The organism is Pseudomonas jinjuensis (assembly GCF_900103845.1).
Classification (GTDB): domain Bacteria; phylum Pseudomonadota; class Gammaproteobacteria; order Pseudomonadales; family Pseudomonadaceae; genus Pseudomonas; species Pseudomonas jinjuensis.
In genome coordinates this window covers 62,927-77,419 of record NZ_FNIJ01000003.1, presented here as the reverse complement: position 1 = coordinate 77,419, position 14,493 = coordinate 62,927, and the positions used below count along the sequence as shown (strand labels likewise).

13 protein-coding genes are annotated in these 14,493 nt (G+C 68.6%); 9 read left to right on the top strand and 4 right to left on the bottom strand.

Annotation, left to right across the window (positions count from 1 at the left end; all coding sequences use genetic code 11):
- Positions 1-9 precede the first annotated feature (9 nt).
- The 9 genes from pepP (at position 10) to gcvP (ending at position 11,979) form a co-directional block, all read left to right on the top strand.
- Positions 10-1,344 (top strand): Xaa-Pro aminopeptidase, encoded by a 1,335-nt coding sequence (pepP, locus tag BLR75_RS04830; protein ID WP_084313863.1) that lies wholly within the window; start codon positions 10-12, stop codon positions 1,342-1,344.
- Position 1,345: 1 nt separating this feature from the next.
- Positions 1,346-2,530 (top strand): 2-octaprenyl-6-methoxyphenyl hydroxylase, encoded by a 1,185-nt coding sequence (gene ubiH / locus BLR75_RS04825; protein WP_084313864.1) that lies wholly within the window; start codon positions 1,346-1,348, stop codon positions 2,528-2,530.
- A 7-nt stretch (positions 2,531-2,537) separates the two neighbouring features.
- The gene (locus BLR75_RS04820; RefSeq protein ID WP_084313865.1) at positions 2,538-3,017 is read left to right on the top strand and encodes a DUF4442 domain-containing protein; all 480 of its coding nucleotides are present in this window, start codon (positions 2,538-2,540) and stop codon (positions 3,015-3,017) included.
- A gap of 9 nt (positions 3,018-3,026) precedes the next feature.
- The gene (locus BLR75_RS04815) at positions 3,027-4,244 is read left to right on the top strand and encodes a 2-octaprenyl-3-methyl-6-methoxy-1,4-benzoquinol hydroxylase (protein WP_084313866.1); all 1,218 of its coding nucleotides are present in this window, start codon (positions 3,027-3,029) and stop codon (positions 4,242-4,244) included.
- A 280-nt stretch (positions 4,245-4,524) separates the two neighbouring features.
- Positions 4,525-5,526 carry an extracellular solute-binding protein gene (locus tag BLR75_RS04810; protein ID WP_084313867.1) on the top strand — a complete coding sequence of 334 codons (1,002 nt, stop codon included), beginning with the start codon at positions 4,525-4,527 and terminating at the stop codon, positions 5,524-5,526.
- A 155-nt stretch (positions 5,527-5,681) separates the two neighbouring features.
- On the top strand, positions 5,682-7,298 hold the full coding sequence (locus BLR75_RS04805) for an ABC transporter permease (RefSeq protein WP_084313932.1): 1,617 nt from the start codon (positions 5,682-5,684) through the stop codon (positions 7,296-7,298).
- Between the two features lie 155 nt (positions 7,299-7,453).
- On the top strand, positions 7,454-8,536 hold the full coding sequence (gene gcvT, locus BLR75_RS04800) for a glycine cleavage system aminomethyltransferase GcvT (protein ID WP_084313868.1): 1,083 nt from the start codon (positions 7,454-7,456) through the stop codon (positions 8,534-8,536).
- Positions 8,537-8,588: 52 nt separating this feature from the next.
- Positions 8,589-8,978, top strand: coding sequence for a glycine cleavage system protein GcvH (gene gcvH / locus BLR75_RS04795; RefSeq protein WP_084313869.1), 390 nt, complete (start codon positions 8,589-8,591; stop codon positions 8,976-8,978).
- Between the two features lie 124 nt (positions 8,979-9,102).
- Positions 9,103-11,979 carry an aminomethyl-transferring glycine dehydrogenase gene (gene gcvP, locus BLR75_RS04790; protein ID WP_084313870.1) on the top strand — a complete coding sequence of 959 codons (2,877 nt, stop codon included), beginning with the start codon at positions 9,103-9,105 and terminating at the stop codon, positions 11,977-11,979.
- Positions 11,980-12,251: 272 nt separating this feature from the next.
- On the opposite strand, the gene BLR75_RS04785 is transcribed toward gcvP, so the two are convergent.
- From BLR75_RS04785 to BLR75_RS04770, 4 genes are all read right to left on the bottom strand, one after another.
- Positions 12,252-12,467, bottom strand: coding sequence for a hypothetical protein (locus BLR75_RS04785; protein ID WP_084313871.1), 216 nt, complete (start codon positions 12,465-12,467; stop codon positions 12,252-12,254).
- Between the two features lie 99 nt (positions 12,468-12,566).
- Complete coding sequence (locus tag BLR75_RS04780; RefSeq protein ID WP_084313872.1) at positions 12,567-12,893, bottom strand: DUF2388 domain-containing protein; 327 nt, start codon at positions 12,891-12,893, stop codon at positions 12,567-12,569.
- Positions 12,894-12,976: 83 nt separating this feature from the next.
- Positions 12,977-13,300, bottom strand: a complete 324-nt coding sequence (locus BLR75_RS04775; RefSeq protein WP_371858141.1) for a DUF2388 domain-containing protein — start codon at positions 13,298-13,300, stop codon at positions 12,977-12,979.
- Positions 13,301-13,428: 128 nt separating this feature from the next.
- Positions 13,429-14,445, bottom strand: a complete 1,017-nt coding sequence (locus BLR75_RS04770) for an AraC family transcriptional regulator (RefSeq protein ID WP_084313874.1) — start codon at positions 14,443-14,445, stop codon at positions 13,429-13,431.
- Positions 14,446-14,493: the final 48 nt, after the last annotated feature.

Genomic DNA, 14,493 nt, shown 5'->3' with positions numbered 1-14,493 from the left:
GGTTCCTGCATGATCCGCATCCCCAAGTCGGAATATGCCCGTCGGCGCAAGGCGCTGATGGAGCAGATGGTGCCCGACAGCATCGCCATCCTGCCGGCCGCGCCGATGTACATCCGCAACCGCGATGTCGAGCACGTCTACCGCCAGGACAGCGACTTCCAGTACCTCACCGGCTTCCCCGAGCCGGAAGCGGTGATGGCCCTGATCCCCGGCCGCGAGCATGGCGAGTATGTGCTGTTCTGCCGCGAGCGCGATCCCGAGCGTGAGCTGTGGGACGGCCTGCGCGCCGGCCAGGACGGCGCGATCAAGGACTTCGGCGCCGACGACGCCTTCCCCATCGGCGACATCGACGACATCCTCCCCGGTCTGATCGAGGGCCGCGAGCGCGTCTACTACGCCCTCGGCGCCAACCCCGAGTTCGACCGCCGGCTGATGGACTGGATCAACGTGATCCGCTCCAAGGCGCGCCAGGGTGCGCAGCCGCCGAACGAGTTCGTCGCCCTCGACCACCTGCTGCACGACCTGCGCCTGTACAAGAGCGCCGCCGAAGTGAAGGTGATGCGCTACGCCGCGGAAGTCTCCTCCGGCGCCCACGTGCGCGCCATGCAGGCGTGCCGTCCGGGGCTGTTCGAATACCACCTGGAAGCCGAGCTGGAATACGAGTTCCGCAAGGGCGGGGCGAAGATGCCGGCCTACGGCTCGATCGTCGCCACCGGGCGCAACGCCTGCATCCTGCACTACCGCGAGAACGACGCGCAGATCAGGGACGGCGACCTGATCCTGATCGACGCCGGCTGCGAGATCGACTGCTACGCCAGCGACATCACCCGCACCTTCCCGGCCAACGGCACCTTCAGCCCCGAGCAGAAGGCGATCTACGAACTGGTGCTGGAAGCCAACATGGCCGCCTTCGACTACATCGCCCCCGGCCGCCACTGGAACGAGGCCCACGAAGCCACCGTGCGGGTGATCACCGCCGGCCTGGTGAAGCTCGGCCTGCTCAGCGGCGAGGTCGACGAGCTGATCGCCAGCGAAGCCTACAAGGCCTTCTACATGCACCGCGCCGGCCACTGGCTGGGCATGGACGTGCACGACGTCGGCGAATACAAGGTCGGCGGCGAATGGCGCGTGCTCGAACCGGGCATGTCGATGACCGTCGAGCCGGGCATCTACATCGCCCCGGACAACACCAGCGTGGCGAAGAAATGGCGCGGCATCGGCGTGCGCATCGAGGACGACGTGGTGGTGACCAGGAGCGGCTGCGAGGTGCTCACCAATGGCGTGCCGAAGACCGTCGCCGAGATCGAGGCACTGATGGCCGCGGCCAGGGCACGGGCCGCCTGAGATGCAGCGTCCGCAGATCGCCATCGTCGGCGGCGGCCTGGTCGGCGCCAGCCTGGCGCTGCTGCTGCAGTCCCGCGCCCGCGAGCGTGGCTGGAAGATCCTGCTGGTCGAGCCGTTCGCCCCGGGCGACAGCTACCAGCCGAGCTACGACGCCCGCTCCACCGCGCTGTCCTACGGCAGCCGGCAGATCTACGAGCGCCTCGGCATCTGGCAGCAGGTCATGCGCCACGCCGAGCCGATCACCCAGATCCACGTGTCCGACCGCGGCCGCTTCGGCTCCGCGCGCCTCACCGCGATGGAAGAGGGCGTGCCGGCGCTGGGCTACGTGGTGGAGAACGCCTGGCTCGGCCAGTGCCTGTGGCACGCGCTCGATGCGGAACTGGTGACCTGGCGCTGCCCCGCCGAGGTGCGCCGCATGCAGGCGCTGGGCGACGGCTACCGGCTGACCCTGGACGACGACAGCCAGGTCGACTGCGACCTCGCCATCCTCGCCGACGGCGGCCGCTCCGGCCTGCGCGAGCAGCTCGGCATCGGCGTGCACGTGGCGCCCTACGGGCAGACCGCGCTGATCGCCAACCTCACGCCGTCGGAAGCCCATCGCGGCCAGGCCTTCGAACGCTTCACCGAACACGGGCCGATGGCCCTGCTGCCGTTGCCGGAGAACCGCTGCGCGCTGGTCTGGACGCGCCCGTCGAAGGACGCCGAACGCCTGCGCCAGCTGTCCGATACGGAATTCCTCCGCGAGCTGCAGGATGTCTTCGGCTACCGCCTGGGCGCGTTCCGCCAGGTCGGCGCGCGCTACACCTATCCGCTCAGCCTGGCGGAGTCCGAGGAGCAGATCCGCCCGCATCTCGCGGTGCTCGGCAACGCCGCCCACAGCCTGCATCCGATCGCCGGACAGGGCTTCAACCTGTCCCTGCGCGATGCCCAGGCGCTGGGCGACCGGCTGCTGCAGGAAGAGGCGCCGCCCGGCGATTTCGCCGTGCTGCAGCGCTACCTCGAAGGCCAGCGCCTCGACCAGCAGATGACCGTCGGCTTCTCCGATCGCGTCACCCGCCTGTTCTCCAACGCCCAGCCGCTGCTGGTCGCCGGCCGCAACCTGGGGCTGATCGGCCTCGACCTGCTGCCGCCGGCCAAGCGCTGGTTCGCCCGCCAGGCCATGGGGCTGGGCGCCCGTCCGGTATAGGTCCCGCATGTCCGCACGCAAACTGGCCCGCAAGGCCCGCCTGCTCCGCTTCGTCCTGAATCTCTACCCGCCGTACCTCGGCGCCGGGGTGCGGGTGCGCCACATCGCCCCGGACTTCCGCGAGGTGCGGGTGAAGATGGTGCTGAGCCGGCTCAACCGCAACTACGTCGGCACCCAGTTCGGCGGCAGCCTGTACAGCATGACCGACCCCTTCTTCATGCTCATGCTGATGCACAACCTCGGGCGCGACTACATCGTCTGGGACAAGGCCGCCAACATCGAATTCGTCAGCCCCGGCAAGGGGCCGGTGTACGCGGACTTCCACATCGACCAGCGCCTGCTGGACGACATCCGCGCGCAGACCGCCGGCGGCGACAAGTACCTGCCGAAGCTGCACGCGGAAGTGCGCGACGGCGAGGGCACCCTGGTGGCGCGGGTGCAGAAGACTCTCTACGTTCGGCTGAAGCCCCGGGCACGGGCTGCATAAGGAAGCGAGATGCACGCGGATCTGGTGATAGTCGGTGCGGGAATGGTCGGCAGCGCCCTGGCGCTGGCCCTCGAAGGCAGCGGCCTGGAGATCCTGCTGGTGGACGGCTCGCCGCTCGGGGTCAGGCCGTTCGATTCCGCGGCGGCCTTCGAGCCCCGCGTCAGCGCGCTGTCCGAGGCCAGCCGGCGCATCCTCCAGCGCCTGCATGCGTGGGACGGCATCCTCGCCCGGCGCAGCGAACCCTACCGCGAGATGCAGGTATGGGACGGCTCCGGCACCGGACAGATCCATTTCAGCGCGGCCAGCGTGCACGCCGAGGTGCTCGGCCACATCGTCGAGAACCGTGTGGTGCAGGACGCGCTGCTGGAGCGCCTGCACCAGTCCACCATCGGCCTGGTGCCCGGCGCGCGCCTGGAGCAGCTGCGCCACTCCGGCGACGACTGGCTGCTGACCCTCGCCGACGGCCGCGAAATCCGCGCGCCGCTGGTGATTGCCGCCGACGGCGCCAATTCCGCGGTGCGCCGCCTGGCCGGCTGCGCCACCCGCGAGTGGGACTATATGCACCACGCCATCGTCACCAGCGTGCGCTGCGCCCGGCCGCACCTGGCCACCGCCTGGCAGCGCTTCACCGACGACGGCCCGCTGGCCTTCCTGCCGCTGAGCCTCGAAGGCGATTCGCGCTGGTGCTCGATCGTCTGGTCGACCACGCCGGAACAGGCGGAAAAGCTGATGGCGCTGGACGACGCGGCATTCCGCGATGCCCTGGGGCATGCCTTCGAATTCCGCCTCGGCGAGATCGAGCAGGCCGACCCGCGGCTGTGCATCCCGCTGCGCCAGCGCCACGCCAGGCGCTACGTGGAACCGGGGCTGGCGCTGATCGGCGACGCCGCGCACACCATCCATCCGCTGGCGGGGCAGGGCGTCAACCTCGGCTTCCTCGACGCCGCGACCCTCGCCGAGGTGCTGCTGCACGCCTACGAGCGCGGCGAGCCGATCGCCGACGAGCGCGTGCTGAGCCGCTACGAGCGCCGGCGCATGCCGCACAACCTGGCGATGATGGCGGCGATGGAGGGCTTCGAGCGGCTGTTCCAGGCCGATCCGCTGCCGCTGCGCTGGCTGCGCAACGCCGGCCTGCGCCTGATGGACCAGCACCACGAGGCCAAGGGCGTGTTCGTGCGCCAGGCGCTGGGGCTGTCCGGGGATCTGCCGGAGCTGGCGCGGGTGTAACTCTCCGCGGTCCGCCAACGGGTGGATCGCTGGCGCCATCGCCGCTCTTCGCAGGAGCCAGCTTGCTGGCGATCCATGGTTTCGACCGGCACCACATCGCCAGGAGTAACAACGGATCGCGAGCAAGCTCGCTCCTACAAAAGCGGGCGGCTCATGCTCCACCGATCCACCATGGCCGCGCAGAAACATCCCATGAAATACCTCGACACAACTGCACGAACCGGCAGTAAATGCTATTCCTTATCATTCGCTCCATTTAAATCAGCCAAGGATCGCCATCATGTCGATACGCAGGGGTCTTCTCGCCGCTCTCACGTTCTCCGCACTGGCCAGTACCGTTCAGGCCGCCGACGAGGTGGTGGTCTACTCCTCGCGCATCGACGAGCTGATCAAGCCGGTGTTCGACGCCTACACCGCCAAGACCGGCGTCGCGGTGAAGTTCATCACCGACAAGGAAGCCCCGCTCATGCAGCGGATCAAGGCCGAAGGCGCCAACACCCCGGCCGACCTGCTGCTCACCGTGGATGCCGGCAACCTCTGGCAGGCCGAGCAGATGGGCATCCTGCAGCCGTTCGACTCGCCGGTGCTGGACGCCAACATCCCCGCGCAGTACCGCTCCAGCACCGACAGCTGGACCGGCCTGTCGCTGCGCGCGCGGACCATCGCCTATTCCACCGAGCGGGTGAAGCCGGAAGAGCTGACCACCTACGAAGCGCTGGCCGACAAGAAGTGGGAAGGCCGCCTGTGCCTGCGCACGGCGAAGAAGGTCTACAACCAGTCGCTCACCGCCACCCTGATCGAGACCCACGGCGAGGCGAAGACCGAGGAAATCGTCAAGGGCTGGGTGAACAACCTGGCTACCGACGTGTTCTCCGACGACACCGCGCTGCTCCAGGCGATCCAGGCCGGGCAGTGCGACGTCGGCCTGGTCAACACCTACTACTACGGCCGCCTGCACAAGGCGAACCCGGACCTTAAGGTCAAGCTGTTCTGGCCGAACCAGTCCGACCGTGGCGTGCACGTCAACCTGTCGGGCATCGGCCTGACCAAGTATGCTCCGCACCCGGAAGCGGCGAAGAAGCTGGTCGAGTGGATGACCGGCCCCGACGCCCAGGGTCTGTTCGCCAGCCTCAACCAGGAATTCCCGGCCAATCCGAAGATCGCGCCGTCCGAAGAAGTCGCCGCCTGGGGTTCGTTCAAGGCCGACAGCATTCCGGTCGAGGTCGCGGGCAAGCGCCAGGCCGAAGCGATCAAGCTGATGGATCGCGCCGGCTGGAACTGATGGCGGCGGGGCCGCTTTCCCTGTAGGAGCGAGCTTGCTCGCGAATTTCATGGGATGTGTCCCGGTTCGCGAGCAAGCTCGCTCCTGCGAAGAGCCTTCAACGAAAGCGCCCCGGCCCGATCCGGGGCGCAGTGTTTTCCGAACATGAGGTTTTCGTGTCCCATCCCGCTCCCCGTCGCTGGTATCCCATCGCTTTCGCCATCGCCGCACTGGTGCTGCTGCCGCTCAGCGTGCTGGCGCTGAGCTGGGCGGAGATCGACGGGGAAATCTGGCGGCACCTGTGGGACACGCAGATGCCGCGCCTGCTCGGCAACACGGCGATGCTGGTGTTCGGCGTCGGCATCGGCGTGACCCTGCTCGGCGTCAGCCTCGCCTGGCTCACCAGCCTCTGCGAATTCCCCGGGCGGCGCTGGCTGGACTGGGCGCTGATGCTGCCGTTCGCCATCCCGGCCTACGTGCTGGCGTTCGTCTTCGTCGGCCTGCTGGACTTCGCCGGGCCGCTGCAGACGCTGCTGCGCGAGTGGTTCGGCAGCGGCTTCCGCCTGCCGCGGGTGCGCTCCACCGGCGGGGTGATCATCGTCCTGGTGCTGGTCTTCTACCCCTACGTCTACCTGCTCGCGCGCACCGCCTTCGTCGCCCAGGGCAAGGGCCTGATGGAAGCCGCGCGGGTGCTCGGGCTGTCGCCCTGGGCTGCGTTCTGGCGGGTCGCCCTGCCGATGGCGCGGCCGGCGATCGGCGCCGGCCTGGCGCTGGCGCTGATGGAGACGCTGGCGGACTTCGGCGCCGTCGCGGTGTTCAACTTCGATACCTTCACCACCGCCATCTACAAGACCTGGTACGGCTTCTTCAGCCTCTCCAGCGCCACCCAGCTGGCCAGCCTGCTGTTGCTCGGGGTGGTCCTGGTGCTGCTCGGCGAGCGCTACACCCGTGGCCGCGCCGCCGCGCCCAGCGAGCGTCCGCGCGGCGCGGCGCTGTACCACCTGCGCGGTTTCAAGGCGCTGGCGGCGAGCGCCTGGTGCGGGCTGGTGTTCCTCTGCGCCTTCGTCGTGCCGCTCATGCAACTGCTGGTCTGGTGCTGGCAGCGCGGCCGCTTCGACCTCGACGAGCGCTATGTCGGGCTGATCCTGCACAGCATCTACCTCGGCGGCCTGGCCGCGCTGGTCACGGTGGCGCTGGCGCTGCTGCTGGCCTTCGCCCGCCGGCTGGCGCCAACCGCCCCGGTGCGTTCGGCGGTCGGCCTGGCCAATCTCGGCTACGCGCTGCCCGGTTCGGTGCTGGCGGTGTCGATCATGCTGGCCTTCAGCTGGCTGGACAATCACTGGGTGATCCCGCTGTCCACCGCCCTCGGTGGCGCCGGCAAGCCGCTGCTGCTGGGCAGCCTGCTGGCGCTGCTGCTGGCCTACCTGATCCGCTTCATGGCGGTGGCCTACGGCCCGCTGGAAAGCGGCCTGGCGCGCATCCGTCCGTCGCTGGCGGAGGCCTCGCGCAGCCTCGGCGTCGCCGGCACGCCGCTGTTCTTCCGCGTCTACCTGCCGCTGCTGCTGCCCGGCGCACTGAGCGCGGCGCTGCTGGTGTTCGTCGACGTGCTCAAGGAGATGCCGGCGACCCTGCTGATGCGTCCGTTCGGCTGGGATACCCTGGCCGTGCGGGTGTTCGAGATGACCAGCGAGGGCGAGTGGGCGCGCGCCGCGCTGCCGGCGTTGAGCCTGGTGCTGGTCGGCCTGTTCCCGGTGATCCTGCTGATCCGCCGCTCCGCGCACCAGGCCGCCTGACGGGCCCCGGAGGCCGGCTGGCGGAGTGCCAGCCGGGCCTGTCGATTCGACTGTCGGACGAGGTGTCCGAAGTGCTGCCTTGCGGCTACAATGCGCGCGATTCGTGCGGGGCCGCACTCGTGTCCCGCACCGCCACGCCCGGAAGGAGACCACCCATGGGACAGCGCACCCCGCTCTATGACCTGCATGTTGCACTTGGCGCCAAGATCGTCGATTTCGGTGGCTGGGACATGCCCCTGCACTACGGATCGCAGGTCGAGGAGCACCACCAGGTACGCCGCGACTGCGGCGTGTTCGACGTTTCCCACATGACCGTGGTCGACGTCACCGGGCCGCAGGCCAAGGAATACCTGCAGCGTCTGCTGGCCAACGACGTCGAGCGCCTGAAGGAGCCCGGCAAGGCGCTGTACAGCGGCATGCTCAACGACAACGGCGGGGTGGTCGACGACCTGATCGTCTACCTGGGCCTCTACGGCTATCGCGTGGTGGTCAACGCCTCCACCCGCGACAAGGACATGGCCTGGATGCAGGCCCACACCGAAGGCTTCGAGGTCACCCTCGGCGAGCGCTCCGACCTGGCCATGCTGGCCATCCAGGGTCCCAATGCCCGCGCCCGCACCGCCGAACTGGTGACTCCGGCCCGCGCCGCGCTGATCAACGACCTCCAGCCGTTCCAGGGCGTGGCCGATGGCGACTGGTTCATCGCCCGCACCGGCTACACCGGCGAGGACGGCCTGGAAATCATGCTGCCGGCTTCCGAAGCGCCGGGCTTCCTCAACGACCTGGTCGGCGCCGGCATCGTCCCCGCCGGCCTCGGCGCGCGCGACACCCTGCGCCTGGAGGCCGGCATGAACCTGTACGGCCAGGACATGGACGAGACCATCTCCCCGCTGGCCGCCAACATGGGCTGGACCATCGCCTGGGAACCGGCCGGGCGCGACTTCGTCGGCCGCAAGGCGCTGGAAGCGCAGAAGGCCGCCGGCGACCAGCCGAAGCTGGTCGGCCTGGTGCTGGAAGAGCGCGGCGTGCTGCGCGCCCACCAGGTGGTGCGCGTCGCCGGCGTCGGCGAAGGCGAGATCACCAGCGGCAGCTTCTCCCCGACCCTCGGCAAGTCCATCGCCCTGGCCCGCGTTCCGCGCGCCACCGGCGACCGCGCCGAGGTGGAAATTCGCGGCAAGTGGTACCCGGTTCGTGTCGTTCGGCCGAATTTCGTGCGTCACGGCAAGGCCCTGATCTAAATTGCATAGGCGACTCGCCGTCGCCGTCGACCAGTCCTCGAGGAAAAACAACATGAGCAATGTCCCCGCAGATCTGCGTTACGCCGCCAGCCACGAGTGGGCGCGCCTGGAAGCCGACGGTAGCGTCACCGTGGGCATCTCCGACCATGCCCAGGAAGCCCTGGGCGACGTGGTCTTCGTCGAGCTGCCGGAACTCGGCAAGAGCCTCGCCGCCGGCCAGGAAGCTGGTGTGGTGGAGTCGGTGAAGGCCGCTTCCGACATCTACGCGCCGGTTTCCGGCGAAGTCATCGCGATCAACGAAGCCCTGGCCGACACCCCGGAGAACATCAACAGCGATCCGTACGGCTCCTGGTTCTTCAAGCTGAAGCCGGCCGACGCCGCCGAGCTGGACAAGCTGCTCGACGCCGATGGCTACCGCGCCGCCTGCGACGCCGACGCCTGATCGTCCGCTATCCTTAACAAGGCCTCGATTCGTCGGGGCCTTGTTTTTCATCATCCACGCCTTGTAGATGAGCCTTTCGAAGCCGTTCCCCCCCTGGGGTGGCTCCACGTCCGAGACAGATACCATGTCGCATACGCCTTCGCTTTCCCAGTTGCACCAGCCCGACGCCTTCCTCAGCCGCCACCTCGGCCCCGACGAGGCCGAGCAGCGCGAGATGCTCGAAGCGCTCGGCGTCGCCAGCCGCGATGAGCTGATCGTCCAGACCGTCCCGCCGGCGATCGGCCTGAACCGCCCGCTGGACCTGCCCGCCGCGCTCGACGAGCAGGCCGCGCTGGCCAAGCTGAAGGGGTATGCGCAGCAGAACCAGCTCTGGACCAGCCTGATCGGCACCGGCTACCACGGCACCATCACCCCCACCGTCATCCTGCGCAACGTGCTGGAGAACCCGGGCTGGTACACCGCCTACACCCCCTACCAGCCGGAAATCGCCCAGGGCCGCCTGGAGGCGCTGCTGAACTTCCAGCAGCTGACCATCGACCTCACCGGCCTCGACCTGGCCAGCGCCTCGCTGCTCGACGAAGCCACCGCCGCCGCCGAAGCCATGGCCCTGGCCAAGCGCGTGGCGAAGGCGAGGAGCAACCTGTTCTTCGTCGACGCCAACTGCCATCCGCAGACCATCTCCGTGGTGCAGACCCGCGCCGACGCCTTCGGCTTCGAAGTGGTGGTGGACGAACTGGAAAACCTCGGCAGGCACGAGGTGTTCGGCGCGCTGCTGCAGTACCCGGACACCCGCGGCGAGATCCGCGACCTGCGCGGCCTGATCGCCGACCTGCACGCCCGTCAGGCCATCGCCTGCGTCGCCGCCGACCTGCTCAGCCTGCTGCTGCTCACCCCGCCGGGCGAGCTGGGCGCCGACGTGGTGCTCGGCAGCGCCCAGCGCTTCGGCGTGCCGATGGGCTACGGCGGCCCGCACGCGGCCTTCTTCGCCTGCCGCGACGAATTCAAGCGCGCCATGCCCGGCCGCATCATCGGCGTATCCAAGGACGCCCGCGGCAACACCGCGCTGCGCATGGCGCTGCAGACCCGCGAACAGCACATCCGCCGCGAGAAGGCCAACTCCAACGTCTGCACCTCGCAGGTGCTGCTGGCCAACATCGCCAGCCTGTACGCCGTCTACCACGGCCCGCAGGGCCTCAAGCGCATCGCCCAGCGCGTACACCGGCTGACCGCCGTCCTCGCCTCCGGCCTGGAGTCCAAGGGCGTGAAGCGGGTCAACCAGCACTTCTTCGACACCCTGACCCTGGACGTCGGCGCGCAGCAGGCCGAGATCCTCGAACGCGCCCGCGCCGCCCGCTACAACCTGCGCATCGTCGGCGAGGACCGCCTGGGCATCAGCCTGGACGAGACCAGCAGCGCGGAAACCGTCGCCAGCCTGTTCGATATCGTTCTCGGCGCCGGCCACGACCTGGAAGTCGAGCGCCTGGACGCCAACGCGGTCGCCGAAGGCATCCCGGCCGAACTGCAGCGCAGCTCCGGCTACCTGAGCCACCCGGTGTTCAACCGCCACCACAGCGAAACCGAGATGCTGCGCTACCTGCGCCAGCTCGAAGGCAAGGACCTGGCGCTGAACCAGGCGATGATCCCGCTCGGCTCCTGCACCATGAAGCTCAACGCCACCAGCGAGATGATCCCGATCACCTGGCCGGAATTCGCCAACCTGCACCCCTTCGTGCCGCGCGAGCAGGCCGAGGGCTACCGGCTGATGATCAACGAGCTGGAAAGCTGGCTGTGCGCGATCACCGGCTTCGACGCCATCTGCATGCAGCCGAACTCCGGCGCCCAGGGCGAGTACGCCGGCCTGCTGGCGATCCGCAGGTACCACGAGAGCCGCGGCGACACCCAGCGCAACATCTGCCTGATCCCCGCCTCGGCCCACGGCACCAACCCGGCCTCGGCGATCATGGCGAGCATGCGCGTGGTCATCGTCGAGTGCGACAAGCAGGGCAACGTCGACCTCGACGACCTCAAGGCCAAGGCCGAGGAAGCCGGTGACCAGCTGTCCTGCCTGATGATCACCTACCCCTCGACCCACGGCGTGTACGAGGAAGGCATCCGCGACATCTGCGAAGTCATCCACAGCCACGGCGGCCAGGTGTACATGGACGGCGCCAACCTCAACGCCCAGGTCGGCCTGGCGCGCCCGGCGGACATCGGCGCCGACGTGTCGCACATGAACCTGCACAAGACCTTCTGCATCCCCCACGGCGGCGGCGGCCCGGGCATGGGCCCGATCGGCGTGAAGAAGCACCTGGCGCCCTTCGTCGCCAACCACCCGGTGGTGCGCATCGAAGGTCCGAACCCGCTGAACGGCGCAGTGAGCGCGGCGCCCTGGGGCAGCGCGAGCATCCTGCCGATCAGCTGGATGTACATCGCCATGATGGGCCCGCAGCTGGCCGACGCCACCGAAGTGGCGATCCTCAACGCCAACTACGTGGCGCACAGGCTGGAAGGGGCCTTCCCGGTGCTCTATCGCGGCCGCAACGAGCGCGTCGCCCACGAGTGCATCCTCGACCTGCGCCCGCTCAAGGCGCAGACCGGGATCAGCGAGGAAGACGTGGCCAAGCGCCTGATGGACTACGGCTTCCACGCCCCGACCATGTCCTTCCCGGTGCCCGGCACGCTGATGGTCGAGCCGACCGAGAGCGAATCCAAGCACGAGCTGGACCGCTTCATCGAGGCGATGCTGAGTATCCGCGCCGAGATCGCCAAGGTGGAGAACGGCGACTGGCCGGCCGAGGACAACCCGCTCAAGCGCGCGCCGCACACCCTGGCCGACGTCACCGGCCTGTGGCAGCGCCCGTACGAGATCGCCGAGGCGGTGGCCCCGACCGAACACACCCGCGCCTTCAAGTACTGGCCGGCGGTGAACCGCGTGGACAACGTCTACGGCGACCGCAACCTGTTCTGCGCCTGCGTGCCGGTGGACGACTATCGCGAGTGACCGCGTGAGTGATGGGAGAGGCCGCCTGCGGGCGGCCTTTTTCATTGCTCCGGGATATTCACATGGTTCCCACGCGGGGGCGTGGGAACGATGGCAACGAGATAGCAGCTTCTGTAGGAGCGGGCCATGCCCGCGACCGGCCGCGTTGTCGCGCGCATGGCGCGCTCCTACAGTTTCAACCGCCCCACCAGCCGGAACAGGAAGAAGCCCCCGTAGGATGGGTTGAGCCTGCGAAACCCATGCGGCATGGGTATCGCTGCGCTCCACCCATCCTACTGTTTCAGCCTTCCCACCAGCCGGAACAGGAAGAAGAACAGCAGGATCAGCAACACGCTGCTGAGCATCCCGATCAGGTTGAACAGCGGCGGCGGGATCAGCGAGGAGAGTTCGAAGCCAACCGCCCGGCACAGGCGGTTGGCGAACCAGAAGGATTCGCTGGCGATGAGCAGGACCAGCACGATTCTCAGCGGCGGGATGAGGTCAGGCATGTCGTGACGCTCCGTGTCTGCGGGTGGGCTTCCCGCGCAGCATAACCCCACAACCCGGGCGCTGCCCGCGGCATTCGCCAGGGACAGCGCCGGCGGGGCTCAGTGCTCATCGCCGCGACCATCCCCGGAGAGGATGGCGTTGGCCAGTTCCATGTCGCTGCGCTGCTGCAGGTCCGGATGCTCGGCGCGCAGCTTCTGCAGCGCGGACTCCAAGTAGGGGCCGCGGATGGCGCCGTCGCTGGCGACGTAGCCGGCGGCGTCGTCGCGGGCGGCCAGCAGCAGCTTGTCATCGTGCTTGAAGGTCAGGTAGGTCGACGCGGTGGTGGCGCCGGAGGAGATGATGTCGCGCCAGAAGCTGTCGGCCATGGCCGCGCCGACAGGCAGGGCGAGCAGGGTGAGGGTGGCGGCTAGTTTGTGGATTCGCATCGGCAACTCCTGGGAATACCCGTTTCATGGATTGGGATTCCCGGAGTTGCCGCGCGGTTCAGAGAAACCGCCGGATGGCAGCCTTACTCGGCGCTGCCGGCGAGGATCGCGCTGGCCAGCTGCAGGTCGCTGACCCCGGCCAGCCGCGGGTCGTCGGCGCGCAGTCGCTGCAGCGCGGCTTCCAGGTACGGCCCGCGGATTGCGCCGGCGCTGGCGACGTAGCTGCTGGCGTCGTCCTGCACCGCGCCGACCAGCTTGTGGTCGTTGCGGCTGGTGAGATAGCTGGTGGCGCTGGTCGCTCCGGTGGAGAGGAGGCCACGCCAGAAGCCGGCGTCTTCGGCCAGTGCCGAAGCGAAGGGAGTGGCGGCGAGGGCGAGGGTGATCGCGGTACTGCGGAAACGCATGATTGCTCCTGGGGTATTTGCGTCCCCCTCAGAGTGCTTGCCGCAAGGCGAGTTCCGTGCGTTCCACCGTAGGGCGGGTGAACCCCGCCGCCCTGATGCGACATCCCCCGGCGGGTTGCACCCGCCCTGCGTCAGTCTCGATCGTCCTGCAACCGCCGCCGGTATTCCCCGGGCGAGGTGCCGGTCCATTTGCGGAAGGCGCGGTGGAACACGCTGGGTTCGGCGAAGCCGAGCTGCGCGGCGATCTCGCCGACGCTGCGGGTCGAGCAGCCGAGCTGTTCGATGGCGAGATCCTTGCGCAAGTCGTCCTTGATCGCCTGGAACGATTGCCCCTCCTTCTCCAGCCGTCGGCGCAGGGTCGACTGGCTGACGTTGAGGCGCTGCGCCACGCAGGCGAAGCCTGGCCACTGGTCGTAGGGCAGGGTGCGCAGCCTGCGCCGGATGCGCGCCGCGAGGCCGCTGCCATTGCTGTAGCGGTGCAGCGTCAGGTCGAACATGTCGTGCAGGAAGGCGTCCAGCGTCAGGCTGTTCTGCACCACCGGCAGCTGCAGGCAGGCGGCTTCGAAGGTCAGCGAGGAATACGGCTGGGCGAAGTGGAAGTCGGCGTCGAACAGCAGCTCGTATTCCTCCTGATACTCCGCGTGGGCATGGGCGAAGCCGACGCCGAGCAGCGCGATGCGCCGCCCCGCCAGCCAGCAGGCGATGGCGTACTGGCGCAGCAGCAGGACCTCATGGCCGAGCACGCGCGGTGTCCGCGCGCCGGGGCGCTCGGTGACGATCAGGCGCGCATGCGGGCCGTCGCTTTCCAGCACGCAATGGAAGTCGTCCAGCTGCAGGTTGAAGAACTGCGCCATGCGCTGCAGCGCCTCGCCGAGGGTGGCGCAGTGGATCAGCAGGTGGCAGAGCATCTCGCTGCTGCCGATCTTCATGCGCCGCCTGTCCTGGCCCATGAACTCGTCATCGAGCAGTCGCGAGGCCTGGTCCCACAGGGCGACGAAGCTGGTCGTCGGCATGCGCGCGCATGCGTGGTGGAGCTGCCCGGCATCGATGCCCAGGCTGTCGAGCAGCGGGGCGGGATCGATGGAGCGTTCGAGCAGGAGGGCGGCGATGGCACGGACGTAGTGCATCGAGACGCTGGCGTTGTCCATTACGCGGGGTCATCTGGCTGGGACGAAAGTTCCGAATCTAGGAAGGCA